The 24,151-nt window shown below is 69.5% G+C and carries 24 protein-coding genes and 1 pseudogene; 19 read left to right on the top strand and 6 right to left on the bottom strand.

The features are described from left to right. Nucleotides 1–2 precede the first annotated feature (2 nt). From rad50 to NJQ44_RS05705, 3 genes are all read right to left on the bottom strand, one after another. Nucleotides 3–2,684: a DNA double-strand break repair ATPase Rad50 gene (gene rad50 / locus NJQ44_RS05715; RefSeq protein WP_254273718.1), complete on the bottom strand. Its 2,682-nt coding sequence runs from the start codon at nucleotides 2,682–2,684 to the stop codon at nucleotides 3–5. Between the two features lie 13 nt (nucleotides 2,685–2,697). Next, nucleotides 2,698–3,969 (bottom strand): DNA double-strand break repair protein Mre11, encoded by a 1,272-nt coding sequence (gene mre11 / locus NJQ44_RS05710; RefSeq protein ID WP_254273717.1) that lies wholly within the window; start codon nucleotides 3,967–3,969, stop codon nucleotides 2,698–2,700. A 75-nt stretch (nucleotides 3,970–4,044) separates the two neighbouring features. Next, entirely contained in the window at nucleotides 4,045–4,392 is a 348-nt protein-coding gene (locus tag NJQ44_RS05705) for a DUF7966 family protein (RefSeq protein WP_254273716.1), read from the bottom strand. A gap of 93 nt (nucleotides 4,393–4,485) precedes the next feature. Between NJQ44_RS05705 and NJQ44_RS05700 the strand changes: the two genes are divergently transcribed. From NJQ44_RS05700 to NJQ44_RS05645, 12 genes are read left to right on the top strand one after another with little or no spacing between them, the layout of a single operon-like run. Continuing rightward, on the top strand, nucleotides 4,486–5,037 hold the full coding sequence (locus NJQ44_RS05700; protein WP_254273715.1) for a DUF7310 family coiled-coil domain-containing protein: 552 nt from the start codon (nucleotides 4,486–4,488) through the stop codon (nucleotides 5,035–5,037). After that, on the top strand, nucleotides 5,034–5,519 hold the full coding sequence (locus NJQ44_RS05695; protein ID WP_254273714.1) for a DUF7311 family protein: 486 nt from the start codon (nucleotides 5,034–5,036) through the stop codon (nucleotides 5,517–5,519). Before NJQ44_RS05700 ends, NJQ44_RS05695 begins: the two co-directional genes overlap by 4 nt. Beyond that, entirely contained in the window at nucleotides 5,509–7,359 is a 1,851-nt protein-coding gene (locus tag NJQ44_RS05690) for an ATPase, T2SS/T4P/T4SS family (RefSeq protein WP_254273713.1), read from the top strand. The genes NJQ44_RS05695 and NJQ44_RS05690 overlap by 11 nt, the downstream gene beginning before the upstream one ends. Beyond that, the gene (locus tag NJQ44_RS05685; protein WP_254273712.1) at nucleotides 7,349–9,040 is read left to right on the top strand and encodes a type II secretion system protein; all 1,692 of its coding nucleotides are present in this window, start codon (nucleotides 7,349–7,351) and stop codon (nucleotides 9,038–9,040) included. The genes NJQ44_RS05690 and NJQ44_RS05685 overlap by 11 nt, the downstream gene beginning before the upstream one ends. A gap of 39 nt (nucleotides 9,041–9,079) precedes the next feature. Continuing rightward, nucleotides 9,080–9,541, top strand: coding sequence for a DUF7283 family protein (locus NJQ44_RS05680; protein ID WP_254273711.1), 462 nt, complete (start codon nucleotides 9,080–9,082; stop codon nucleotides 9,539–9,541). Beyond that, on the top strand, nucleotides 9,522–9,938 hold the full coding sequence (locus NJQ44_RS05675; protein WP_254273710.1) for a DUF7285 family protein: 417 nt from the start codon (nucleotides 9,522–9,524) through the stop codon (nucleotides 9,936–9,938). The genes NJQ44_RS05680 and NJQ44_RS05675 overlap by 20 nt, the downstream gene beginning before the upstream one ends. Further along, entirely contained in the window at nucleotides 9,935–10,807 is an 873-nt protein-coding gene (locus NJQ44_RS05670; protein WP_254274317.1) for a DUF7284 family protein, read from the top strand. Before NJQ44_RS05675 ends, NJQ44_RS05670 begins: the two co-directional genes overlap by 4 nt. A 19-nt stretch (nucleotides 10,808–10,826) precedes the next feature. Beyond that, complete coding sequence (locus NJQ44_RS05665; protein WP_254273709.1) at nucleotides 10,827–13,853, top strand: DUF7286 family protein; 3,027 nt, start codon at nucleotides 10,827–10,829, stop codon at nucleotides 13,851–13,853. Nucleotides 13,854–13,887: 34 nt separating this feature from the next. Further along, nucleotides 13,888–14,316 (top strand): DUF5791 family protein, encoded by a 429-nt coding sequence (locus NJQ44_RS05660; RefSeq protein ID WP_254273708.1) that lies wholly within the window; start codon nucleotides 13,888–13,890, stop codon nucleotides 14,314–14,316. After that, nucleotides 14,313–15,200, top strand: coding sequence for an SDR family oxidoreductase (locus NJQ44_RS05655; RefSeq protein WP_254273707.1), 888 nt, complete (start codon nucleotides 14,313–14,315; stop codon nucleotides 15,198–15,200). Before NJQ44_RS05660 ends, NJQ44_RS05655 begins: the two co-directional genes overlap by 4 nt. 42 nt (nucleotides 15,201–15,242) lie before the next feature. Then, the gene (locus tag NJQ44_RS05650; RefSeq protein WP_254273706.1) at nucleotides 15,243–16,442 is read left to right on the top strand and encodes a DHH family phosphoesterase; all 1,200 of its coding nucleotides are present in this window, start codon (nucleotides 15,243–15,245) and stop codon (nucleotides 16,440–16,442) included. Nucleotides 16,443–16,490: 48 nt separating this feature from the next. Beyond that, nucleotides 16,491–17,576 (top strand): aldo/keto reductase, encoded by a 1,086-nt coding sequence (locus NJQ44_RS05645; RefSeq protein WP_254273705.1) that lies wholly within the window; start codon nucleotides 16,491–16,493, stop codon nucleotides 17,574–17,576. An 18-nt stretch (nucleotides 17,577–17,594) separates the two neighbouring features. Here the strand turns inward: NJQ44_RS05645 and NJQ44_RS05640 are convergent, their stop codons facing one another. Continuing rightward, nucleotides 17,595–17,765, bottom strand: coding sequence for an HVO_0758 family zinc finger protein (locus NJQ44_RS05640; protein WP_254273704.1), 171 nt, complete (start codon nucleotides 17,763–17,765; stop codon nucleotides 17,595–17,597). Between the two features lie 116 nt (nucleotides 17,766–17,881). Here NJQ44_RS05640 and NJQ44_RS05635 point away from each other — a divergent pair, with 116 nt between their 5' ends. From NJQ44_RS05635 to NJQ44_RS05615, 5 genes and pseudogenes are all read left to right on the top strand, one after another. Next, nucleotides 17,882–19,018, top strand: a complete 1,137-nt coding sequence (locus tag NJQ44_RS05635; protein ID WP_254274316.1) for an MFS transporter — start codon at nucleotides 17,882–17,884, stop codon at nucleotides 19,016–19,018. 43 nt (nucleotides 19,019–19,061) lie between these two features. Further along, nucleotides 19,062–19,532 (top strand): DUF7109 family protein, encoded by a 471-nt coding sequence (locus NJQ44_RS05630; RefSeq protein ID WP_254273703.1) that lies wholly within the window; start codon nucleotides 19,062–19,064, stop codon nucleotides 19,530–19,532. 43 nt (nucleotides 19,533–19,575) lie between these two features. Continuing rightward, nucleotides 19,576–20,205 (top strand): annotated as a pseudogene (locus NJQ44_RS05625) (NUDIX hydrolase); the annotation flags it as partial. Nucleotides 20,206–20,247: 42 nt separating this feature from the next. After that, on the top strand, nucleotides 20,248–21,033 hold the full coding sequence (locus NJQ44_RS05620; protein ID WP_254273701.1) for a DUF7388 family protein: 786 nt from the start codon (nucleotides 20,248–20,250) through the stop codon (nucleotides 21,031–21,033). After that, nucleotides 21,034–22,131, top strand: a complete 1,098-nt coding sequence (locus NJQ44_RS05615) for an NAD(P)/FAD-dependent oxidoreductase (protein WP_254273700.1) — start codon at nucleotides 21,034–21,036, stop codon at nucleotides 22,129–22,131. A 37-nt stretch (nucleotides 22,132–22,168) separates the two neighbouring features. Here the strand turns inward: NJQ44_RS05615 and NJQ44_RS05610 are convergent, their stop codons facing one another. Both NJQ44_RS05610 and NJQ44_RS05605 read right to left on the bottom strand, forming a co-directional pair. Then, complete coding sequence (locus tag NJQ44_RS05610; protein ID WP_254273699.1) at nucleotides 22,169–22,648, bottom strand: Hsp20/alpha crystallin family protein; 480 nt, start codon at nucleotides 22,646–22,648, stop codon at nucleotides 22,169–22,171. Continuing rightward, nucleotides 22,645–22,803, bottom strand: a complete 159-nt coding sequence (locus NJQ44_RS05605; protein WP_254273698.1) for a DUF7559 family protein — start codon at nucleotides 22,801–22,803, stop codon at nucleotides 22,645–22,647. The genes NJQ44_RS05610 and NJQ44_RS05605 overlap by 4 nt, the downstream gene beginning before the upstream one ends. Before the next feature lie 99 nt (nucleotides 22,804–22,902). On the opposite strand from NJQ44_RS05605, the gene NJQ44_RS05600 reads away from it, so the two are divergent. Together NJQ44_RS05600 and NJQ44_RS05595 are read left to right on the top strand one after the other, a co-directional pair. Further along, a complete protein-coding gene (locus NJQ44_RS05600; RefSeq protein WP_254273697.1) occupies nucleotides 22,903–23,706 on the top strand; it encodes a DUF429 domain-containing protein in 804 nt (267 codons plus the stop codon). 42 nt (nucleotides 23,707–23,748) lie between these two features. Then, nucleotides 23,749–24,093: a DUF4112 domain-containing protein gene (locus NJQ44_RS05595; protein ID WP_254273696.1), complete on the top strand. Its 345-nt coding sequence runs from the start codon at nucleotides 23,749–23,751 to the stop codon at nucleotides 24,091–24,093. Nucleotides 24,094–24,151: the final 58 nt, after the last annotated feature.

The following is a 24,151-nucleotide window of genomic DNA, read 5'->3' as shown; positions in this document are numbered from 1 at the left end:
CGTCAGGCCAGTTCCGCAATCGTCTCCTCGATTTGGTCCACGCGGTCGACGTGCGACCGGTTCGAGGTGGCGTCTTTCTCCACTCGGACGAGGTCGTCGGCCGCCCCGACGAGTTCGTCGTCGTGGCTGACGACGAGAATCTGCTCGACGCCCACGTCGTCGCGCATGTACTGTATCAGGTCCAGCAGTTGCGTGACGTGGCCCGAGTCGAGGAACACGGTCGGTTCGTCGAGGATGAGCGGGGGCATCGGCGCGGCCCCCTCGATGCCCTCCGCGAGCAGTCGGTAGATGGCACACCGCAGGCTGAGGTTGAACAGCGCGCGCTCGCCGCCGGATAGCTGTTCGGGTTCCAGCGGTTCGCCGTCCTTCTGGAACACGGTCAACTGATACTCGCCGTCGAGTTCGATGTGGGAGTAGGAGTCGTTCTGATAGACGAGCGAGAACGTCTCGTTGAGCATTCGTTCGAGCGTCTCGACGTTCCGCTGGCGCAGTTCCGCCCGGAGCGCGCCGTACATCTCCTGTAACTGCTGGGCCTCCTCGTATAGCGAGTCGAGTTTCGACAGCGACTCGGCGAGGTTCTCGCGCCGTTCCCGCAGTCCTTCCAGTTCCTCGATTTCGTTCTTGACGCCGCCGATGGCGCTCTGTCGGTCGTCGCGCTTCTCGCGGAGTTCGTCGAGTCGCGGGTCGACCTGTTCGATATAGTCGGCCGCGCGCTGCCTGTCGTCGCGGGCCTCCTCGATTCGCGACTCGTCGACCTGTTCGGCCAACTCCTGTTTCTGCTCGCGCTTCTCGGCGAGTCGGTCGCGTCGCTGGTCGTTCATCTCCGCGGCTTGGGACCGCTTCTCCCGGAGTTGGTCGAGTTCGCGCTCGTGGTCGTCGATAGCGTCGATGACCTCGGCGAGGCGTTCCAGTCGCTGAATCGACTGCTTGACCTGTTGGTGTTCTTGGTTGCACTCGCCGATGACCGACCGGCACTCCGCGGCCCGTTCGTTCGCTTCCGCCGCCGCCTCGCGCTTCTGTGCTGCTTCCTCGGCTAGTTCGTCGGCGTCCTCGCGCAGTTGTTCGATTCGCTCCTCGTCGGCCTCGATGCTCGACTCCTTCTCCTCGACGAGTTGGACGACGTTCTCGCGGTTCTGTTCCAGCGTCGCCAACCGGTCGGCGGCGTCGGCCAGCGACTCGGCGCGTTCCAGGTCGGTCTGTAGCGACTCGACCGTCTCACGGGCCGCCGACAGGGTCGACTCCAGTTCGGCCACGCGCTCCCGGTCGGCTTCGATGGACTCGACGTGCGGCGAGTCAGTCACGTCCTGCCCGCACTCGGGGCATTTCCCGGCGTCGAGGAGTTTTTCGGCTTCTTCGAGCGATTCGCGTTCGCTCCGGAGTTTCGTTTCCAACTCGGTCACGCGCTGTCGGGCCTCGTCGAGTTCGTCAGCGACGGTATCTCGGTGGTCCGTCGCTTCCTCGCGGGTCGTCTCGCTCCCCTCGAACGTCGTTTCGAGTTCCTCGATGTCCGCGTCGATATCGTCGAGTTTCGACCGCCGGTCGGCGATAGTCTCGCGGGCGTCGTCAAGGGCCGATTCGAGGTCGTCGGCCGTCTGTCGTTTGTTGGCCGCACGTGCTTCGAGGTCCTCCGCCTGCGATTCGAGCGAGTCGGCGTCGCCGCTGTGTTTCTGCGCTTCGACGCGCTGGGACTCGATGCGCGAGCGGAGGTCGTCGGCCCGGTCGTCGAGGGTTTCCAGGCGGTCCTCGACCGCCGCCGGGTCCGCCGCGTCGAGGTCCGTCTCGGCCACCGCCTCGTCGCGGTCCTCTTCCAGCGAGTCGCGTTCGGCTTTCAGTTCCGAAATGCGGTCCTGCAACCGCTCGCGCTCCCGTTCGGCCTCGGCGATATCTCCTTCCAGTTCCTCGATGTCGTTCGCCAACTCGGACAGTTCGGCCTGTCGCTCCTCGTGTTCTTCCAAGACCGACTTCGCGTTCTCCAGCGTCTCTGTGGCCGCTTCGCGCTGTCGCTCGAAGTTGTCGATTTTCTCCTGTATCTCGTTTCGCTCGGTCTCCAGCCCGTTCAGTCGCTCGTGGAGGTCCTTCGCCTCTTTCTCGGCTATCTGGTCGTCGAGCGTCGACAGCGAATCGTACTTGCCGTCGCGGACGCGCTTGACGCCGACGCGGGCATCGCTCGCTCGTTCGCGGTAGGTCTCCAGTTTCCCGAGTTGGAGCAAGTCGTCCAGCATGTCCTGCCGGTCGCTCGGCGAGGCGTTGATGAGTTTGTTCACCTCGCCCTGCCGGACGTACGCGCAGTTGACGAACGCCTCGCTGTCCATCCGCAGGAGTTCGGTGACCCGCCGACGGACCGCTCGCGCACCCTCGTACGTGTCGCCCTCGGGCGTCTCCATCACGCACTTGGCGTGCGAGGCGCGCTCGCCGGTGTTGCGCACCCGCCGCGTGATGTGGTACTCGCCGCCGCCGTGGCTGAACCACAGGTCGACCGTGCAGTCGTCGGCCCCGATGGTCACCACGTCTTCCAGCGTCTCGTCGATGGCCTTCGACCCGTAGAGGGCGAAGAAACAGGCCTCCAACAGCGAGGACTTCCCGCTCCCGTTCAGGCCGTGGATGACGGTGACCCCGGGGTCCAACCGCAGGTCGGCGTCGTCGTAGCATTTGAAGTTCTCCATCGCGACTCGCTGGAACCGCATCAGCGCTCACCCCTCACAGGAACTCCTCCATGCTGGATTGGTCCTCGCCGTCGCCGCCGTCGGCCGACGCCGCCGGTGCGGTCTCGGACTGCCCGTTCGGTGAGCCCGCTTCGCCCCCGTCGGCTTCCGTCGTCGCGGCGTGGTCGGCCGTCTCCGCATCGTCGCCCTCGCCGCTTCCGGCCAACGAATCGGGGTCTTCCTCTAAGAGTTCTCGAATCCGGTCTTCGACGGTATCGGCGACGTTCGCGTCGGCGACTTTCGACGCTCTGACCGTCTCGTCGATGTCGCGGGCGGCCCCGCTCAAGCCGAGTTCGCGCACGCGTTCGGTGACGGCGTCGTCCGGGTCGGCGAAACTCACCGTGGTCTCGCGCTCGTCCGCGCTCAGTTCCCGGTGGTCGGTGACGCGGGCGACGAGTGCGCCCGCCTCCAGCGCGTACTCCTCGACGCTGGCCGGGGCGATGGGGTCCCCGTCCCCGTCGATGCTGACGACGACCACCGCTCCTTCGAGGTCGTGTTGGCCGACTTTGCTCCGGACGCGTTCGACGCCCTCGCTCTCGGCCAGTTCCACGTCGACGAAGACGAACTCGCGCGTGTCGAGACCGCGGCGGGTGATGTGGGTCGTCTCGTCGAACGTGACGATGTTGTAGCCGCGGTCCTCGCGTTCGCTCGCGCTCGCGCGCTCGGTAGACCCGCAGTAGGTGACCCACTGGCCGTCTATCTCCTGTTTGCCGGGCTTGTGGTTGTCGCCGAGAAGCATCGCGTCGAAGTGGACCGACGACTCCGCGAGGACTTCGGCGGCGTCCCAGTCGCCGTGGTCGAACGGCTGAAAGAGGCCGTGCGTGACCAGTGCGGCGTGGTCGGCGTCGTGGGGCGCAAACTCGTAGTCGAGGTCGTCGCGCTTCGAGCGCGGGACGAAGTCCAGTCCGTAGAAGGCCGTGTCGCCGACGACGGTCGGTTCCTCCCCCAGGCGCGTCGCCAGACCGAGTCGCTCGTAGAGGTCCAGCCACTGTGCGTCCCGCTTGGCCTCGTGATTTCCCACGACGGCAAGAAACGGAATCCCGGCGGCGTCCAGGTCCTTCAGCACGTCGAGGGTCCCCATGATGTCGGTCAGCGTCGGCCGACGGTCGTGGAACAGGTCCCCCGCGTGAACGACGGCCCCCACGTCGTCGTCGACGGCATCGCTGACCACCTGTCGGAACGCGTCGAGGAAATCCGCCCGGCGCTCGGGTGCGTGGTACTGCTGATACCCGATGTGCGTATCGCCGGTGTGTATCACCCGTGTCATCTGTCAGGTCGTATGCCAGCGTCTCCTAAAGAGGTGTCGCGACCACGGTGGAAGTGGAACGTCGCCTCACGAGACTCACCCGTCACGCTCCTGACCACCCGCGGCCGCCCGGAACCGCTGGAAGGCGGCGAGCGCGTCCCGACCCTCCCGGGCGCGCCCGCTGACTTCTCGCTCGGCCCGTTCGACGGCGCGTTCGAGCGAGTCGAGACCCACCGAGTCGACGAACGCGGCGGCCGCCTCGACGTCCTCCGTCGCCCGTATCGCTCGGTCGATGACCGCGCGGTAGTCGCCCGCCTCGCCAGCGGGTTCCGAACGTGGGGCGGGTACGGGGTCAGTCTCGCCCCAAGCGGCGTCGCCGGGCGTCGATTCCTCGCCGTCTGCGAGCGCTCTGAGCGCCGCTTTCACCTCGTCGCTGTCGGACACGGGCCGACTGGCCGCGCGATCCGATATAAACGTTCGCGGCCTCGGCCGCTGGCGGACGAGGGTTCAAATACCGAGACGGGCGCAGGCGGGCCTATGACCGACGTAGAGACGCTGGCGGAACGCGTACAGACCGTCGAGCGAGCGGTCACCGACGGCGACCACGAGTTTCCCGAGGCCACGGACCTCGCGGAACTCGAAGGCCGCGTGGCCGCGCTGGAACGACGCCTGACCGGTATCGACGAGCGGACGACGGAACTCGAAGCGGCGACCCAAGCCCTGCGCGGGTACGTCGGTAACGTCGAGTCGGTCAACGAACGCGTGGAGGAGCGCGCGGACGCGGCGCTGGCCGCGACGGACCGACTCGAACGCCGTCTCGACACGGCGGTCAACGAGTCCGCTGGAACGACCGTCCGACCCGAGAGGCGGGAGCGACCCGCGCAGACGCCCGAACCAGACCAGTTCAGCGGGCCGGACGGCGACCAGCACCACCGGACACCGGCGACCCGTGACCCGCCGTCCGAGACGGCCGTCGCCGGAGTCCGAGAGGGCGGAATCGACCACTCGGCAGCGCCGACGGAGTCCGCGAAAGCGCCAGAATCGGCGGAGGAATCCGGCGTCATCGAACGGATTCGGGCGTTACTGTGATAGTCCGTCTCGTCGTCGGGACGGTGCTCGCCGCGACGTTGCTCGGAGTGGCCGCACAACCGCTCGCGACCGCGCGGGCCGACGCGGCCGACGCGGCGGTGGACCGACAGGTTACCGCCCTCGGCGAGCGGTTGCAGTCGATGGTCGCGACGGACGACCCGACTCGGGGCCGCGGCGCGCGGCGCGTCGCCGAGATTCGGCTCCCGGCCCGAACGTGGACGAGTGCGGCCGTCCGTCGCCTCCGGTTCCACACCCGCGAAGGCGTCGGCGTCGCCAGTTGGCGAGTCGGGGGTGCGACGAACCGGACGAAACGGCTAGTCGGGGTCCAGATTCGGCCGGTGGGCGAAGCGCTGACGCTACGAGAGTCGGGCACACACCGCCTCGCCTTCGGCTACCGGCGTCAGTCCGGCGCGCCGGTGGTGACGGTCCGACACGTCGGCCGACAGCGTGGCGACGGGGAGGTACAAGCCGATGCTTCGTGACTGGTTTCGGGAGGCAGACGACACCGCCGCCTGCCGCTGTCAGCCGACCTTCGACGGCGGGACGCTCACCGTCGACGCCGACGCCTGCCCCGGTGACGGCCGACTCGGGTGTTCGTCAGACTGTCTCGAAACCGTCGTCGACGCCCTCGGCACCGACGCGGTGGACGCCGTGGTGACGCGGAGCGACGGACTGGAGCGGGCGTACCTCGACGACAGAGCGGCGCTACTGGTCGCTACTGCTCGCTTCGCCACGCGGGTCGCCTCCCTCGACGACCGACTGGCCGAACGCGCCCGACGCGACCCGCTTGGGGCCGCGACGGAAGCGACTGGCCGGGCGGGTCACGTCGCCACACTAGCGGCAACGACCGGACTCGCTCGTCTCGCCGAACGAGCGACGGCCGACCCGCTCGAACCGTACGTCGGCCCGGCGATAAGCGACAGTCGACTGACCGAACAGCCCCCAGCGGACGCGGCGCTCAGAGACCGACAGGCGCTCGATAGCGGTGCCGTCGTCCGCCGCTACGAGACTGTCGGGTCGCTGGACGTGTACCACGTACGGCCTCGCGAACACGAGTTCGACGCCGCGACCGCCGCGACGCTGGCCGCGGCCGCCGAGCGACTGGTCGCCGGTGGTGACCGCTCGATGCCGACGGTCGACGAGGCCGCCGCGGCGGTGACCGGTGACGGCGCGACGGCGACCGAAATCGCCGAGGTCCTGCGGAAGCACACGCGTGGACTGGGAATTCTCGACGACCTGTTCGCCGACCCGCGCGTCTCGGACGTGTTCGCGACCGCTCCCGTGGACGAGACGCACCTCCGCGTGCGTGTCGGCGGCGAGACGATGCGGACGAACGTGCGACTGACCGACGACGGCGCGCGCGCACTGGCATCGACGTTCCGCCGGACCAGCGGCCGGGCGTTCTCACGGGCGAGTCCGACCCTCGACGCCACCGCGACTGTCGGCGACAGAGAGGTGCGCGTCACCGGCGTGACGGAGCCGCTGAGCGACGGCCTCGCGTTCGCGTTTCGTGCCCACGACGGCACTCGCTGGCGCTTGGCCGACCTGGTCGAGAACGGGAGCGTTCCCTCAGCGGTCGCCGGATTGCTCTCCGTCGCCGTCGAGCGCGGGGCCGCCTGCCTCGTCGCGGGACCGCGCGGGGCCGGAAAGACGACGGCCCTCGGCGCGCTCCTGTGGGAACTCCCGCGGGCGGTCCGAACGGTCGTCATCGAGGACACGCCCGAACTCCCCGTTTCGGAGTTACAGGCCGACGGGCGAGACGTGCAACCGCTCCGGACTGCGAGCGGGGACGGACCTTCGGTGAGTGCGACCGAAGCGCTGCGGACCGCGCTCCGACTCGGCGAGGGCGCGCTCGTCGTCGGCGAAGTCCGGGGCGAGGAAGCGAGCGTTCTCTACGAGGCGATGCGGGTCGGAAGCGGCGACGAGGCCGTCTTAGGGACGATACACGGCTCCGGCGGCGAGAGCGTGCGCGAACGCCTCGTCGCCGACCTCGGTGTGCCGAAAAGCGCGTTCGTCGCGACGGACCTCGTCCTGACGCTGGCCCCGCCGACTGCAGCGGGCGGTCGCGGCGTCGCGACGGTCGAAGAAATCGTCGACCGCGGCGACGAGGTCGGGTTCGAGCCGCTGTACGAACGAGGCGACGGTGACCGGGCGACGGCGACCGGCCGCCTCGACCGCGGAACGAGTCACCTCGTCGAGTCCCTCGCGACCCCCGGCGAATCGTACGCGAGCGTCCGCGGTGAAATCCAGCGGCGAGCGGCGTCGTTCGCCGGGAACTCGACTTCCCAGACAGCCCATCCGGGAGAGAATCGTGTCGAGTGAGTCGTCCACGTCGGCCACTCCGCTCGCAACGGCGATACCGGTCACCGAGCGATACCGACGGGCGTGCCGGACGCTCCGGGTTCCGCTGGCTCCCGAACGTCTCCTCGGCGCGAGCTACTCCCTCGCTGCCGTATCGTGGCTCTGTGGCCTCGCCATCCTCGGGTTCGTTTCCGGCCCAGTCGGGACTGTCGGCGGGGCTGGCTGTCTCGTCGGGGCCGTCGGCGTCGCCCTCCTCGGACGCTACGGGGCACCGCTGGCCGCACGGCTCCGACGCATCCGTGCCCTCGGTGCGGGACCTGCACTGGTCGCAACACTCGCGCTCGGGATGCGGCTGTGGCCGACGACGGAGCGGGCGGGGGCCTTCGCGGTCCGGGCGGGCGACGGTCGACTCGTGGAGCGTCTGGCCGCGCACAGACGACGGGCACGTGGCACCCCACGGGACGGCCACGGGACGTTCGTCGACGAGTGGGGCGACCGGTTTCCGGCACTCGAACGGGCGTTCGAGAGCGTCGAGCGCGCGGCGCTCGCACCTGCGAGGGAACGCGACGCGGTACTCCGACGCGCACGTCGGCAGATTCTCGACGGCACGCGCGACGAGATGGCCCAGTTCGCGGCCGCTCTCCGCGCGCCCGCGACCGGGCTGTACGCGTTCGGCGTCTTGCTCCCGCTGGCGATGGTGTCGCTGCTTCCGGCCGTGACCGCGGCTGGTGTCCCGGTGACGACCCCGATGCTGGTGGTTCTCTACGGACTCGTCCTCCCGGCCGGACTCATCGTCGCGAGCGCGTGGTTGCTCGGTCGTCGGCCGGTCGCGTTCCCGTCGGCAACGGTGCCTCGAAACCACCCCGACGTACCGTCGGGGCCGGAGCGAGCACTGGCGTCCGGTGGACTCGTCGCGGTCGGCGGTTGGACGATTGCGGCCGTCGTCGCGCCCGGATGGGCACCGGCCGTCGCGGCACTCGGAGGCGGGACCGGAACGGCACTCGTGGTCTACTACCGCCCCGTCAGCGCGGTCCGAGACCACGTCTCGGCCGTCGAGTCGGGCTTGCCGGACTTGCTCGACGCCGTCGGGCGACGAGTCGACCGCGGGGAGTCAGTCGAAGCCGCCCTCGAGGAGGCGGTCGGCGTGACGGCCGACCCGCTCTCGACCCTCCTCGCCGCGACACTCGACCGGCAACGACGCCTCGATACGGACATCGAAACAGCGTTCCGGGGCGAGTACGGGACGCTCTCGACGGTCCCGAGTCCCAGATTGGAGCGGACCGCGACGCTGCTCGCGGCCGCCGCCGACATCGGACCGCCCGCAGGCGAGACGCTTGCCGCGATGGGCGACCACCTCGCTGAACTCGACGCCGTCGAGCGCGAGACCCGCCGTGACCTCGCACAGATTACCGGCACGCTCTCGAACACGGGCGCGCTGTTCGGCCCGCTCATCGGGGGTGCGACAGTCGCGCTCTCGGCGACGATGGGGACTGGCGGACCCATCGAGTCGCCGCCGAGCGCCGCGCTGGGCCCCCTCGTGGGCTGGTACTGTCTCGTCCTCGCCGTCGTCCTGACGACGCTGTCGACCGGTCTCGAACAGGGGTTGGACAGAGCACGCGTCGGGTATCGGGTCGGACTGGCGCTGTGTGCCGCGACGGCGACGTACCTCACTGCCGCCGTCGCCACTGGTCTGGTACTCTGAGCCGAGCGTTTAAATCGGAGGCCGGGGCGACCCGGGCCTATGTTCGACACCCACGTCGAGACGCTGTTCGTGTGGGCCGCACTCGGCATCGCAAGCGTCGCCGTCTTCGGCGTCGTCGCCGGGTTACCTACGGCTGCACCGCCCGACGCCGCCGCACTGGCGGCGACGGCCGACGAAGTCGCCACGAGTCCTGGAGGCTCCGCGGTGACGCGCGACCTCTCCGCGGAGGAGTGGCGACTGTCCGCCAACGAGGTCGGACTTCGGAACGACGGTGGCACGGCTCACGCGACGTTTCTCACCGCTATCGTTCCTGCCACGGGGAGCGACCTCCGGGCCGTCCTCGACGGCCGCCGTCCGGGAACGGTTTTCGAGTCGAGTTTGGCCTTCGAACAGGCGTGTGCACGCGCACAGACTGACGGACCCGGTTGGCGGCCAGCGCCGAATCGAGCGACCGCTCGACGCGTCGTCTGGGGGGACGTAGATGTCACGCTCGTCGGATAGGGCCGCGACGGAACCGCTGGCGGCGCTGGTCGCGCTGTTCGCCGTCTCCGCTGGTGTGGCGCTGTACGCCGGGGTACTCGACGGCGCGATTGCGTCGACGGGGACCGACCGAAACCCGGCCGAACCGACCGCGGACGCCGTCGAGCGGCGGGTGAGTCGTGTTGGTGTGCTGGACCCCGAGGGGATTGGCGAGTCGCTAACTGCCGTCCCCTCTGGCTACGACGCCAACGTCACGGTGCGTGTCGGGCGGGCGAGACAGGTAACGCAGGCTGAACGGGGCTGGAGCGCGGGCCCTCGACCACCCGCGACGGCGGCCTATGCCGACCGACTCGTGAGTGTCAGAGTTGCGCCGGGAACGGTTCTGCGCGGGACACTGAGCGTACGGGTGTGGCGATGACCAGAGCGACGAGCACGGTGCTCGACGTAACGGTGTTCCTGTTGCTGGTCGGCGCGGCCGCGACGGCTGTCGTCGATACCGCGGCGGTGACCCCACCGGAAACCGGGACTCCCGCGGCCGACCGGGCGGAACTGCTGGCGACCACCACAGCCAGCGTCGACTACGCGCTGGACCCCGCCGGCGACCCGCCCGAGTGGGTCACCACCCCCTCCCTCAGACACCGCCGAACCGCACACGGGACCGTCGCGGAACTGCTCGGCGAGGCCGCGATGAGTGCGGTGGCCGTCGACGAACGGCGACTCTCGATTGCGAGCGAGGGCTTCGAGCGCGGGGTCGTGAACGCGACGCGGGACCGACTCGATGGACGGGGCCAGCGAACGGCGGTTCGCGCCCGCTGGGAACCGTATCGCGGCGCGCCGGTTGGCGGCGTCGTTCGGGTCGGACCGACACCGCCGCCAGCCGTCGACGTTCGGACTGCGACGCTCACCGTCGGCAGTCCGATGGCAGACGCGAGAGAGCAGGCGCTGTCGGCCGCGGACGTGGCCGGTCACCGCGGCGTCGCGGGCGTCGTCGCGTCGACGGTCGTCACCGGCCTCTTTCCCCCGGACCGGACGCGGATAGCGCTCCGCGGGGACTACCCGACCGACGCGCTCGTCGCGAATAGGTATCGGCGGTTCGGGGCCGCCGCGGGCGAATCGGTCCGTCCAAGCGAAAGGACGTCGCCCGAGGCGCTCAATCGCCGCCTGCGCGAGCGGTTGACGACGATGCTCGCGGCGGATCTGCGAGCGCGGTTCGACTCGCCGACCGCCGCGGCGCGGAGCGTTCGGACGGGAACCGTCAGCATCACCGTCAGGACGTGGTCTGCATGAGCGGCAGGTGGTGGTCCCGATGAGAGACGACACGCGGGGACGCGTCCCGTTCTCCCTGCTCGGCGTCCTCCTGCTGGTCAGCAGTCTCACGCTCGCGCCGACGCTCGTGCCCGACCCAGCGCCGACCGAGACGACGGTCGAGCGCGTCGTCGACCGGACGGCGGCGGCGACGCAGACGGCGATGCGCGGCGGCGTGGCGACGGCGGGACGCCGCGCCGCGTCGAACCCCGTCCTCACGACCGCGAACACGTCCGTCGGTCGCGCGTTGAACGAGTCACAGCCGTTCCGCGATGCGCTCCGACTCCGCATCTATCTGCGAGTCCGGGACCGCCTCGCCCAGGTCTCGGCGACGAGCGATTCGGTGACAGCGACGGCGACTCTCCCGTCCGTGGAGACGACTGCCGAGTACCGCGAAGCCATCGAGCGGGTCACCGTCGCGTCGGCCGGGCCGAACGGGACGCGATTGCGTGCCACCGTCGAGAACGTCACCGTCACCGTCCGACGGGACGCCCGCGTCGTCACACGTCGGCACGTTTCGCCGACCGTCGTCGTCGAGTCGCCGGTGCTCCTGCTCCATCAACAGGTCCAGCGATACGACCGGCGGGTGAACAACGGCCTCGCGAAACCGGGGCTGAGCCAGCGACTGACCGCGCGGCTGTACCCCATCGCGTGGGCGAGAGGGGGCGCGCAGTTCGGCGGCGCACCAATCGACAACGTGGTGGCGAACCGCCACGTCAGCCTCGCGACCAACGGAGCGTTGCTCGGCGTCCAGCGGTCGACGTTCGGACGGAGTGACCCCGACGGACGGCGGACGCTGACGGACGCGACGGCGGTGGTCGGCATCGAAGACGTTGTCGGGGGAAGTCGGGACACCGAGTTCGCCCAGTCACTGCTGGCCGAAACCTCCTACCACCCGCCGGAGCAGAGTATCAGCACCGCGCCGCCGCCCGGGAACCACCCGCAACCCGACGAGCCCATGCGCGTCGCGGTCAACGGCACCGCCGACGACGCCTTCCGAGCGGTCGCCGCTCCCGACGCCCTCGACGCGACGCTCGCCGACGCGTACACCGTCCAGACGCGGCTGGTGGCGAACGGGTATCGAATCGGCGGCGGGCGTCCCTCGCGACCGACGCGACCGGGCGAGAACTGGACCCTACTGACCGAGCGGCGGACCAGCGATGCGACCGTCGTCGACGACGCGACCCCGCGGCCGGACGTGCCTCGCGACTGGCACGAACTGGACAGTTTCGGCCGCGTCGTCGCCGTCGAACACACGCGGGTCGCGGTCTGGGAGAACGGCAGCGACGAGACGACCACGGCGTCCGCACGCACCGAGCGGCGGCGCGTGAGCGTCGCCCTCGTCGGCCGACACGAGGACGACACGCCAGCACCGGACCGTCGAATCAGGACCGCCCACGAGCGAGACGGGAGTCCCGTCGGCGGCCCGAACTTGGCGGATGTCGAACCGCGCGCGGAACGGGAGCTACTCGACCGAGCGGGCGGCCGCGACGCCGTCGCCGAACGGGCGGCAGTCGGGCGATTGCGGACGAACGCCATCCACGTCACCGGCGAGCACCCCAACGAACTCCGGCCGTGGGTGTACCGGGACCTCCGTGACCTCCGCGAAGAAGTCCGGGAGACGAACGTCACGGTCGAGCGCGGTGCCGTCGGAAGTTTCGACGCGAATCCCGCCGGACAGTTGCGCGACCGACTCGCCGAGCGACGCGCGACGTTCGTTGACGCGCCGACGCGCTACGACAGCACCGCACAGAAAGCGCGCGTCGCCGCCCGCATCGCGTACCTCGACGCCGTCACCGACCGACTCGCCGCCGGTGAGCGACACCACGCGGGGGCCAGCGAACGCGTCGGTCGGGTGCTCGCGAACCGGACCGGTGGGTCGCTCGCCGACCTCCGTCGGTCGTTGACCGCCCGTGAGACGCGCATCCCCCGGTCGCGGCCAGCGCCGGTCAGTCCTGCGGGACCGGTCACGACGCGGGTCGACACCGGCCCGCAGTACCTCACGCTCGGGCGGGTGAACGAGTCCGCCCACCCATCGTTGGAGGGCAGCGAGACGCCGCTCGTCGCCCGCAACGTCAACCTGTTCACGGTCCCGTACGACAACGCCGCTGCGGCGGTCACCGGCGAGGGGACGGGACAGGTCGACCGAGTCAGGTTACTGACGGCGGCCGCCACGCTCCGCGCGGCAAACGTGACCCGCAACACCAGCAACGAGACGTTGGCGAGACAGCGCGCGACCCTTCGGCGACGGGTCGAGCGCGCGAACGCGTACGTCCTCGAACAGATGGCGACGACGGTACACGAGGAGACGAGCGCGGGACCGCAGCGGAGTCGCGAGATAGTCGAGACGGCGACGGCGCGGTGGAACGGGACCGGCGTTCGCGGCCGGGCGCTCGCGAACGGGTCCGCCGCCGAACGAGTCGCTCGCGTCACCGCCGAGCGACGGGGACTGTCGCTCGTCGAGCGAGACTGGCTCTGGATTCGGCTCGACGGCGCGACCGAGGACGCACTCTCGCGACCTATCGCGCGGCCGCGGACGCCCGTCGTGAACCAGACCGCGACGGCGGTCAGGCGGATTTCGCGGGCACAAACCCGGCAACTGCTTGCCGACGCCGGTCGGGAGCAGACGGAGCGACTGGTCGAGAAGAGGTTAGGGACGAAGACGCTCCCCGCCGGATTGCCGATACTCCCGTCGTTCGTTCCGGGCGCGTACTGGGCGATAACGATGAACGTCTGGTGGGTCACCGTCGAGGGGGAGTACGCCCGCTTCGCGGTCACCGCGAACCGCGGGACGCCGGCGACGCCGAGTGCGAGCACGACGTACGTCCGCGACGGCGACCCCGTCCGCCTCGATGTCGACGGCGACGGGACCCGCGAGGGACTGGGAACGAGCGATCGACTCTCGTTCCGGGCAGAGGCAGGCATCGTAGTCGTCGTCCCGCCGCGACTCCGCGGCGTCGGCGACAAGGACGGTGTCGCCGTCGAAACCTCCGCCGGATGGCCCGACGCCGGAGCGCCCGGAGAGTGACACCGACTAATACCCCCCGGCCCTACCGACGGGCATGCTCAGAGCGGAGTTTCCCGACGCCGGGGAGCAGACCCCCGAGGCGTTGCTCGCGGCCTACGAGTCGGTGCTCGCCGACGCCGTCGCGACGGTCGGCGTCGAGTCGGTTGTCGAAGCGACGGGGTTGGACGAGCGCGTCGTCGAAGCGGTCGCTGACGGCGACGCGGCCGACTGCTCGCTGTCCGACGCGGCGGCGATTCTGTCGACCGACCCCGACCGACCCGACGCCGACGCCATCGAGGCCGAGGCGCGGGACATCCTCCTGATGGGGATGACGACGGCCGTGATGGACGTCGAGACGCTGTCCTCGGGTATCGACACCGAGATGGAACCGAAGGAGATCCAACAGAAGATAGAGGGGCGCTATCCAGTGACGCTGCGTGAGTTCGCCGTCCTGCACAGCTACATCGAGAGCCAGCAGCGATGACGCGCGTCGCTATCCTCGGGTGTGGGTACGTCGGCCTCGAACTCGGGCGGCAACTGCGGGGCGACCACGACGTAGTCGGCGTCCGCCGCTCGGCGGACGGCGTCGCGGCGGTCGAGGACGCCGGGTTCGAGGCGGTACAGGCCGACGTGACAGACGCCGAGTCGCTGGCCGCCGTGCCCGACGCCGACTGGGTCGTCTTCGCGGCCAGTTCCGGCGGTCGGGGGGCCGACGCCGCTCGCGAGGTGTACGTCGACGGTCTACGAACCGCTATCGACCACTTCTGGGCGCGCGAGGACGCTCCCGAACGACTCGTCTACACATCCAGCACGGGTGTCTACGGCGACCACGACGGCGAATGGGTCGACGAAGAGACGCCGCTGGACCCGCAGACCGAGAAGACGGAAGTCCTCGCGGAGGCCGAACGCGTCGCGCGCGAGCGACCGACCGACTACGGCGGCCACGGGAGCGTCGCGCGCTTCGCCGGGTTGTACGGTCCCGACCGGTATCGGCTCTCCCGGTATCTAGAGGGACCGGTAACGGCGGGCTATCTCAACATGGTCCACCGCGACGACGCCGCCGGAGCCGTGCGGTTTCTGCTGGAGGGGGACCACCGCGCCGAGGTGGTGCTGGTCGTCGACGACGAACCCGTCGAGAAGTGGGCCTTCGCCGATTGGCTGGCCGAGCAGTGCGACGTGCCGTTCCCCCCGAAACAGACGAAAGCGGAGCGACTGGCCGACGAGAGCCTCTCGGCGACGGCGACCCGGCGCATTCAGACCAGCAAGCGCTGTTCGAACGAGCGCCTCCGCTCGCTCGGGTACGACTTCGTTTACCCGACGTTTCGCGAGGGCTACCAGAAAGCAATCGATACGTATCTCAGAAACTAACCGTGGGGAACCTTCTTATCGCATCGCGGAGCATCTACCAGTATGTCACTGGTGGCTGGCGGTGACCTCGCGACGCGGGCGGAGCAGGTCCTCGCGTTCGCCAGCACGAACCCGGTAGCGGCCGCTGTCGGCGTTATCGCGCTCCTCGTCGTGTTCAGCGTCGGGGTCATCGCCTACCGGTATCTGACGCGCACGCCGGGCGACCGCTTGCAGTCGGTCCTCGGCGCGTGCGAGGCCGTCGCGGTGTTGATGCACCCGAATCCCGACCCCGACGCGATGTCGTCGGCGTTGGCCGTCGAGCGGTTGGCCTCGGCGGTGGGCACGGACGCGACGCTGTACTACACGGGGGAGATTCGACGGCCGGAGAACCGCGCCTTCGAGACGGTACTCGATATCGACATCAGTCGTATCGAGACGCGCGGCGACATCGAGGAGGAGGATATCGTCCTCGTCGACCACAACGAAGCCCGGGGGTTCCCCGGAGCGGGGGGAATCGACCCGCTGGCCGTCGTCGACCACCACCCCGGTGACGGGACCGGCGAGGAGTTCACCGACGTTCGGCCCGATGTCGGTGCGTGTGCGACCATCTTCGCCGAGTACTTCGAGTCGCTGGACTGGGAGTTCTACGAGGTGAACACGGCCGTAACCGACGGCGGCGTGAACACGAACGCGCTCCCCGACGACACGGTCCCGAGTCACCTCGCCACGGGCCTCATCTACGGTATCCAGTCCGACACGCGCTCGCTGACCAACGGCTGTGCCGCCGACGATTTCGCGGCGGCGGCGTATCTCTACGAGGGGATGGACCCCGACCTGTTGAACCGCATCGCGAACCCGCAGATAGACGCCGAAGTCCTCGAAGTGAAGGCCCGCGCGATAACGAGTCGCATCGTGAAGACCCCATTCGCCTACAGCGACGTGGGTGAAGTGTCCAACACCGACGCGATTCCGCAAGCCGCCGACGAACTGGAGACCTTAGAGGGCGTCTCGGCCGTCGTCGTCCTCGGGGAGTGCAACGGGACGATTCGCATCGCGGGCCGGTCCCGGGACGACCGGGTCCACATCGGGCGCGTCATCGAGTCGGTCGTCAGCGAGATACCGATGGGCGAGGGCGGCGGCCACGCCCGGATGGGCGGCGGGCAGATTCCCGTCGAGTACATGGCCGGTATCGGCCCCAGCAGCGGCATCTCTCGCGAGGACCTGCGCCAACGGGTGTTCGAAGCGATGTCGGGCGAGCGCTGACCCGGCGGGAATCTCGCCCCTTTTGTCCCCGCGCGCCGAACCGCGGGTATGGCTACACGGGCGGCGACATGGGCGTACCGGGACGACCACGACGACTTCGCGCGCACGTTCTTCCGCCGGTTCGGCAGCGGCGTCGTCTCCAGCATCGGCGTCGGCACGTACCTCGGCGACCCGACCGACGAACGCGACGCGGCGTACCACGACGCCATCGTCACGGCGCTCGAAGGGGGCGTCAACGTCGTCGACACCGCCATCAACTACCGCCACCAGCGCTCGGAGCGCGTGGTCGGGCGAGCGATAGCGGACGCCGACGTGCCGCGGGAGGCCGTCGTCGTCGCGACGAAGGGCGGGTTCGTCCCGTTCGACGGCGAGCGACCGGCCGACCCCGGCGCGTTCGTCCAGTCGGAGTACGTCGACACCGGCATCGTCGACGCCGACGAGCTGGTGAGCGGCCAGCACTGCATCGCGCCGCAGTTCCTCGACGACCAGTTGGACCGGTCGCTGTCGAACCTCGGCCTCGACACAATCGACTGCTACTACGTCCACAATCCCGAGACGCAACTGGCCGACCACGGCCGCGACGAAGTGTACGACAAACTCGAAGCCGCGTTCGAACAGTTAGAGCGACGGGCGGCCGACGGCGACCTGAACCACTACGGCGTGGCGACGTGGGAGGCGTTCCGGGTGCCGAAGGACCACGAGAGCTACCTCTCGCTCCCAGAGGTGGTCGAACGGGCGCGGGCGGCCGCGAAGACGGTGGGAAACACGGCGACGCACTTCCGGGCCATCCAGTGTCCCTTCAACGTCTTCATGGCCGACGCGTTCACCGTGGAGGCCCACGACGGGCCGGACGGCCCGCAGTCGGCGCTGTGGTTCGCCCACGAGGCGGGCCTGAACGTCTTTACGAGCGCCTCGATACTGCAGGGGCGGTTGGCGAACGAGATGCCCGAGTCCGTCGAAGCGAAACTCGACGGGGAGACGCGCGCCCAGCGCGCGATAAACTTCGCACGGAGTGCGCCGGGCGTGACCTGCTCGCTGGTCGGGATGGGGTCGGTCGAGCACGCAAAAGAGAACGTCGAGGCGGGGCGGTACGAACCGCTCGGTGCGGACGCCTTCGACGCGGTGTTCGAGTGACGGGCGGTCGGTCGGCGGTCAGCCCAGTTCCTTCCACTCGCTCCCGCAATCGGGACAGACGCGTATCTTCCCGATTTTGTCGGGGTTGTTGTCCGTCGACAGCGGTTCGTCGCAGGTGACACACGACAGTCGCCCGTAGCCGTCTTTCTCGACGTCCCCCGCTCGTAACGCCTTCCTGACCGAGTCCATGCACGGACCTGCGACACGGACGGGTAAAAAGGCCGCGGGCGTTTCGGAACCTTGTTCGGGGCAAGCGACGATTGTCCGGTGTGTCCAGACGGTCCGTGTTCGGGTCCCTGCTCGGGTTGGTGTTTCTCATCAACCTCTCGCGAGTCGTCTTCGCGCCGCTCATCGAACCGATTCGAGCGGCGACCGGCGCGAGCGACGCCACGCTCGGTCTGTTGGCGACGCTCGTCTGGGTCGGAAGCGCCGTGCCGCGCCTGCCGACCGGCTATCTGCTGACCCGCATCTCTCGGGCGCAGGCCATCTTCGGGTCCGGTGTCGTCCTCACCGTCGGGACGACGTTCACCGCGCTGACGACCGACCCCACGCTGTTGCTCGTCGGTGGCTTCACCATGGGACTCGCGAGCGGCGTCTACATCGTCGCCGCCAACACGCTCATCAGCGAACTGTACCCCGACTCACCCGGCAAAATGCTCGGTCGGCACGGCGTCGCGAGTCAACTGGCCGCCGTCGGCGCGCCTGCCCTCGTGTCGGCCGCGCTCCTGTTCGGCGACTGGCGGACGACGCTGCAGGTGATGGCCGTCGCCGCGGCGGTGATGACCGTCGTGTTCACCGTCATCGCGAAGCGGACGGCGTTTCCCGAGGCCGGGGCCGCAGACACGGACTTGGTGGGCGCGGTGCGAGCGCAGTGGCGCATCATCCTCACTGGCGTCGTGACCCTCGGATTCATGACGATGGTGTGGAACGGCCTGTTCAACTTCTACGTCACGTATCTGGGAACTATCGGCGTGAGCGAGTCGACGGGCCGGATACTGCTGCAAGTGGTGTTCGGCACGGGCGTCCCCGCCTTCTACGTCAGCGGCCGACTGGCCGACCGGTTACCCGCCGTGCCGTATCTGCTCGTCATCGTCGCCGCGTTCACGGGTTGTATCCTCGTGCTCCCCGTGGTACGCGGGTTCTGGCCGTTGGTCGCGTTCAGCGCGGTCACGGGCTACGTCATCCACAGCAGTTTCCCGGCGGCCGATACCTATCTGCTCGGGTCGCTCCCGGACCACCACCGAGCAAGCGCGTACGCGGCCTACGGCGCGGGGATGATGGTGATACAGGCCCCCGGCAGCGTCGTCGTGGGAACGCTCCGAGACGCTGGCATCTCGTTCGCGACCATCTTCGAGTGGATGGGCGGTGGCCTCGTGGTCCTGCTGGTCCTCTTACTCGCGTTGCACGCCGACGGTCGACTGCCCGAGACGGCAGAAGCCTGACCGGTTCCGGAAACCCTGTACCGGTTCGGCGTGACGGGGACGTATGGACCTGACACCGGACGACCTCGCGGGCGTCGTCGACCTCTTCGGCGCGCTGACCCGCGCGGAGTGCGGACAGGCGTGTGCCGAACTCGCGTTCAAGCGGGGCGAGGACGACGACGTGGACGCGTTCGGGAGCCTCGTCGACGAGGCGCTGGCGTCGTACCACCTCGTCAGCGTCGCCGACCACGACGCGGGCGTCGACGACCCGCTACTGGTCGTCGGCCCGACGGCGTTCCCCACACTTCCCGACGGCGCGACCGACCTGCCACACATCATGTCCGTGCCCGAGCGCGAGGTTTCGAGCGAGACGGTCGCCGAGGCCGCCGAGGCGCGCTTTCGAGAGGACGCCGTCCTCGCGGTTCGGGCGGACGACGACGAGCGTATCGCCGACCTGCTGGACGTGAGCTACGACCTCGAAGCGTGGGGGTCGGTCGACCTCGCGTCGGCCCGCGACCGACTCGACGACGCGTAGCCCCGCCGCCGGACCCACCCGAGTTAAGAACGTACGCCCCTTCGTATCGGATATGGACCTCGACCGGTTGCGCACGCGCGACGCCCTCTCCGTCGAGGACGAAGAGCGTGAGGCCGCCGTCGTCGTCCCGGTCGTGACCCGACAGGGCGGCGAGGCGATTCTGTTTACCAAGCGGGCGGACCACCTCACCGACCATCCGGGACAGATGTCGTTTCCCGGCGGCGGCTACGAACCCGAGGACGAGGACTTGCTCCAGACGGCACTGCGCGAGGCCAACGAGGAAATCGGGCTGGACCCCCAGGCCGTGAACGTCGTCGGCAGACTCGACGACATCCGGACGATTACGAACTACTCGGTCCGGCCGTTCGTCGCCCGCATTCCCGACCGAGAGTACCTTCCGAACGACGAGGAGGTGGCCGAAGTCGTCACGCTCCCCGTCGCGGAACTTACCGACCTCGACAACTACGAGTCCGAACACCGCGACCACCCCCACTACGGCGAGATTCGCCTGCACTTCTTCTACGTCGACGGCTACACCGTCTGGGGGGCGACGGCACGGATGCTCGTCCAACTGCTCGAACTGACCACCGACTGGGAGATGCCCGCGGAACCCGACCGCTACGCCGGGCCGGACGACGAGTTGCCCGAGAGCGTCCGCGACGAGGCGCAGTAGAACGACAGGGCTTTGCACCCGGACGCCCGAAGATGGGACCGAATGAGCACACGCTCGACGCGGACGCTTTCGGCCGTGGGCATCGACGCGGTGGCGCTCAAGCCGATGGAAGTCGACCCGCGACGAGCCACCGGTCTCGACGTCGAGACGGTCGTCGTCGACTACGAGGGCCACGAGTACGTTCCCGATTTCGACACCCTCCGAGCGCTCGCCGACAGCGCGTCGGTACGCCTGACGACGCCCGTCCGGGCCGACGGCTACGACCCGCTCGGCGACGACTCGGCGCTCGCGGCCCTGCCCGACGCTGTCGAACGCGTGCTGGTAGCCGGGCACAGCGCCTATCTCACCGAGTCCGAAGCGTCGCGGGCGGTCGCACCGCGACTGGAAGCCGCCACCGCGGACGCCGCCGACCCGTGGGTCGGGACCGAGGGCATCGAACGCCTCGCGATGGCCGTCGGCGGCACGCAGTACGAACTGCTCGCTCGCTCCACCGAACGCGACATCCGGGCACTTCGCGCCGCCGGGTTCGACGGCGACATCGCGCTGTACGCCCCCGTCGTTCTCACCGACGACACGGACGCGATTCTCGACGCCGTCGGCGCGTACGCCGCCCGGCGCCGCCCCGTTCGCGCGGCGCTTCCCGACGACGCCGCCACCGACAGCGCGGCGACTGGTCGCGCCCGCGAGGTTCTCGAACAGGCCGTCAGCGACTATGCCCTCGTGGGAACTGGGGGGGAAATCGACGCGCGAATCGACCGACTTCGCGAGGTCGGCGTCGACACCGTCGTCGGTTACCCGGCCCGTGGGCTGGACCCGCTCCTCGAATAGATGCGCGTCGCCGTCGTCGGCGGTGGCGCGGTCGGACTGGTCGTCGCCGGTGACCTCGCGCGGCGCGGCGTCTCGGTCACGCTCTACGAACGTGACGAACTCGGGAGCGGCGCGACCGGTCGCGCCGCGGGCATCGCCTACGACGCCTTCGCCGACCCCGTGGACGCCGCCGTCGCGGACCGCGCCCTCGAACGGTGGCGCCAGTGGGGCCTGCTCGACCCGTGTCCGTACGTCTGGGTTGCCCGCGAGGACGGCGACGGAACCGCAATCGACGGACAGGTCCGCGAGATGCGAGCGAACGGACGGGACGTAGAGCGCGTCGACCCGGAAGCGCTCGGCGAGCGGTACCCCACGCTCGAAACCGACAATGTCGTCGCGGCGGGCGTCGCCAACGCGGCCGGTCTGTTGGACGCCGAGTCGGTCGTCGACTCGCTCGCAGACCGGGCACGGCGGACTGGCGCGGACGTGCGGACCGGGACGCCTGTCTCGCTGAACGGGCCGACGGCAGTCGAGTCGCCGACCGGAACCGAATCGTTCGACGCCGTCGTCGTCGCGGCCGGTCCCGCGACGAAACCCCTGGTCGCCGACGCGGGCGTCTCGCTGGCGCTGAAAGCCTACCGCGCGCAGGTCCTCGTCACCGAGTCCGTCGACGCCGCTCTCCCGTCGTTCTACGATGCCACCAGCGAGTTCTACTGGCGGCCACAGGGGGACGCCCTCCTCGTCGGTGACGGCGCACACGAAGTCGACCCCGCCGACTGGGACCGCGACGCCGACCCCGAGTTCGTCGACGCGACGCTCGACCGGGTCCGGGAAGCGACGACGCTTTCCATCGGCGTCGACCGCTCGTGGGCGGGCCTGTGTACGGCGACGCCCGACCGTGACCCCCTCGTCGGCCGCGCCGCCGACGGCCTCTGGGTCGCGACGGGGTGGCAGGGCCACGGTCTGATGCGCGCGCCAGCGATGGGTGAATTCGTGGCACGGCGACTCTGTGGGGAGCCGTCGCGACTCGACGGGCGGGTGGGCGAACGGTTGGACCCGACCCGGTTCGACGGTGACGAGTCCTTCGACGCGCTCGGCTACCCGACAGCGGACTGGTGAGGCGCATGCGTCGTAAAACAGCGTAAACGGCGACCGGCTATTCTTCGGCGTCGGCCGCGTCGTCAGCGTCGGTTCCTTCGTCAGCAATCTCGTCGGCCGTCTCGTCCGAAACCTCGACCGCGTCCTCGTCCCCTCCCTCCTCGCCCGCCGCCTTCGGAACGCGCACGTGGAGCGTGCCGTTGTCCTTCAGCGTCGCCGAGGCCGTCGAGGGGTCGACGCGGGCGTCTTCGGGCAGGGTCACGGCTCCGTCGAGGGCGAGGCCGCGGCCGGGGTAGCGCATCTCGAATCCGTCGTGGAAATCGCGGAAGCGGTCGACGCGCACCTCGACGCGGTCGTCGACGTAGCGGACCTGAATGTCGCTCGCGGTCGCACCGGGGGCGTCGAAGACGACGAGGTAGGCGTCGTCGGACTCCAGCGTGTCGGCGGGCAGCGGCTTGTTCTCCTGCACCCGACCGGCCGCCCGGCCGAGGTTCTCGAACAGCGCGTTGCCGATTGACTCCCCGATGCCGCGCATCATAGCTCGACGGCCTCCAGACTGTCGACGCCGCCGCAGTACGGACACGTGAAGTCCGTGACGCCGACGTCCTCGGGCATGTCGTACGTGTAGTGTAGCTCGAACATGTCGAGCATACAGTCGTCGTCGGTACAGACGACTTCGAGCGTCGTGGGCATGGGCGAAGGTAGGTCCGTGAGCGACAAACCGCTTTCGGAGACGGAACTGCCGTCTGAACGGTCAGAACTTTCAATACGGTGCAACTGGAGTTCGTTGACATGAGTGCCGGTGTCTTGGGTGTGGACTTCAGCGGGGCCGCCGCGGCGGGCGACGCGCTCTGGGTGACGGAGGCCACCCGGACGGCCGACGGCCTGGTCGTCGACGCGTGTTACCGCGGAACAGAGCGATGGGGGCGGGACAGGGAGAGCACGCACGCGGGCCTCGTCGAGCGAATCCGGACCGACGAGATAGGGACCGTCGGCCTGGACTTCCCGTTCAGCCTCCCCGAGGCAGTCCTCGACGCGCAGTGCGACGGGACGTGGCGGGGATTCCTCGAGTGGGTCGGCGGGAGCGACGGACCGACGGACCCCGGCGCGTTCTCGACGGCCTGCCGGGAAACCGCCGAGCGGGTCGCCGGGAAGCGCGACGTGCGGCGGGAGACGGACGCCCGACGCGGCGCGCTCTGCCCGTACACCAACCGCGTCCGGAGCATGACCTACCACGGCGCACGGGACGTGTTGGGCCGACTGGCCGACGACTCCGAAACGACCGTCACGCCGATGCAGGGCGACGGCACGGACGCCGAAACGGTCGTCTGCGAAGTGTACCCCGCCGCGACGTTCGGCTGGCTGGGGTGTTACCGCGAGGGGTACAAGGCGACCGACGGCGCGCGCCCGCGCCGGGAGATGAACCTCGAAACCGTCGCGGCCTGCAGCGTCGACGTGGCCGACCATCGCGAGACGTACCTCCGGAACCACGACGCGTTGGACTCACTCGCGGCCGCCCTCTCGGCCGGTCGGGTGGCCGACGGCGCGCGTCCGGCGGCCGTCGGCCCCCGCGAAGAAGGCCGCATCTACGTATAAGCGAGCCGAACATTTTACCCCCGGTCCGGCCCACACTCCCGTATGGACACCGAACCGAAGGCGCTGGGGCGAATCCGAACCGTCGCCCGACTACTCGACGAGAGCGTTCGCGTCCCCGTGGTCGGGATTCGCGTCGGTATCGACCCGATTCTGGGCGTCCTTCCGGTCGCCGGTGACCTCCTCGCAGGCGTCTGCTCGCTGTACATCGTCGCCGAAGCCGTCCGTCTCGGCGTCTCCAAGCGAACGCTCTTCCGGATGCTCCTGAACGTCGCCCTCGACGTGGCCGTCGGCGCGGTTCCGCTGGTCGGCGACCTCTTCGACGCGTTCTGGAAGGCGAACGTCCGCAACGCCGAACTGGTGGCGGCCGAACTAGAGGCGTCGGCCTGACCGCCGGACAGAGAGAACGAGCGAGAGCAGACACGTCGGACGGTCGAGCGCGTCTCGC

This window comes from Haloarcula marina, assembly GCF_024218775.1.
Lineage (GTDB): Archaea > Halobacteriota > Halobacteria > Halobacteriales > Haloarculaceae > Haloarcula > Haloarcula marina.
This window is presented reverse-complemented; position numbering and strand designations above follow the sequence as displayed.

Excerpts from the sequence above, each read along its gene's own strand:
- NJQ44_RS05675 (WP_254273710.1), top strand. The coding sequence starts at position 9,522 with ATGTCACGCTCGTCGGATAGGGCCGCGACGGAACCGCTGGCGGCGCTG.
- NJQ44_RS05645 (WP_254273705.1), top strand. The coding sequence starts at position 16,491 with ATGGCTACACGGGCGGCGACATGGGCGTACCGGGACGACCACGACGAC.
- NJQ44_RS05650 (WP_254273706.1), top strand. The coding sequence starts at position 15,243 with ATGTCACTGGTGGCTGGCGGTGACCTCGCGACGCGGGCGGAGCAGGTC.
- NJQ44_RS05680 (WP_254273711.1), top strand. The coding sequence starts at position 9,080 with ATGTTCGACACCCACGTCGAGACGCTGTTCGTGTGGGCCGCACTCGGC.
- NJQ44_RS05620 (WP_254273701.1), top strand. The coding sequence starts at position 20,248 with ATGAGCACACGCTCGACGCGGACGCTTTCGGCCGTGGGCATCGACGCG.
- NJQ44_RS05615 (WP_254273700.1), top strand. The coding sequence starts at position 21,034 with ATGCGCGTCGCCGTCGTCGGCGGTGGCGCGGTCGGACTGGTCGTCGCC.
- NJQ44_RS05630 (WP_254273703.1), top strand. The coding sequence starts at position 19,062 with ATGGACCTGACACCGGACGACCTCGCGGGCGTCGTCGACCTCTTCGGC.
- NJQ44_RS05700 (WP_254273715.1), top strand. The coding sequence starts at position 4,486 with ATGACCGACGTAGAGACGCTGGCGGAACGCGTACAGACCGTCGAGCGA.
- NJQ44_RS05665 (WP_254273709.1), top strand. The coding sequence starts at position 10,827 with ATGAGAGACGACACGCGGGGACGCGTCCCGTTCTCCCTGCTCGGCGTC.
- mre11 (WP_254273717.1), bottom strand. The coding sequence starts at position 3,969 with ATGACACGGGTGATACACACCGGCGATACGCACATCGGGTATCAGCAG.
- NJQ44_RS05595 (WP_254273696.1), top strand. The coding sequence starts at position 23,749 with ATGGACACCGAACCGAAGGCGCTGGGGCGAATCCGAACCGTCGCCCGA.
- NJQ44_RS05660 (WP_254273708.1), top strand. The coding sequence starts at position 13,888 with ATGCTCAGAGCGGAGTTTCCCGACGCCGGGGAGCAGACCCCCGAGGCG.
- NJQ44_RS05610 (WP_254273699.1), bottom strand. The coding sequence starts at position 22,648 with ATGATGCGCGGCATCGGGGAGTCAATCGGCAACGCGCTGTTCGAGAAC.
- NJQ44_RS05605 (WP_254273698.1), bottom strand. The coding sequence starts at position 22,803 with ATGCCCACGACGCTCGAAGTCGTCTGTACCGACGACGACTGTATGCTC.
- NJQ44_RS05640 (WP_254273704.1), bottom strand. The coding sequence starts at position 17,765 with ATGGACTCGGTCAGGAAGGCGTTACGAGCGGGGGACGTCGAGAAAGAC.
- NJQ44_RS05655 (WP_254273707.1), top strand. The coding sequence starts at position 14,313 with ATGACGCGCGTCGCTATCCTCGGGTGTGGGTACGTCGGCCTCGAACTC.
- NJQ44_RS05600 (WP_254273697.1), top strand. The coding sequence starts at position 22,903 with ATGAGTGCCGGTGTCTTGGGTGTGGACTTCAGCGGGGCCGCCGCGGCG.
- NJQ44_RS05690 (WP_254273713.1), top strand. The coding sequence starts at position 5,509 with ATGCTTCGTGACTGGTTTCGGGAGGCAGACGACACCGCCGCCTGCCGC.
- NJQ44_RS05670 (WP_254274317.1), top strand. The coding sequence starts at position 9,935 with ATGACCAGAGCGACGAGCACGGTGCTCGACGTAACGGTGTTCCTGTTG.
- rad50 (WP_254273718.1), bottom strand. The coding sequence starts at position 2,684 with ATGCGGTTCCAGCGAGTCGCGATGGAGAACTTCAAATGCTACGACGAC.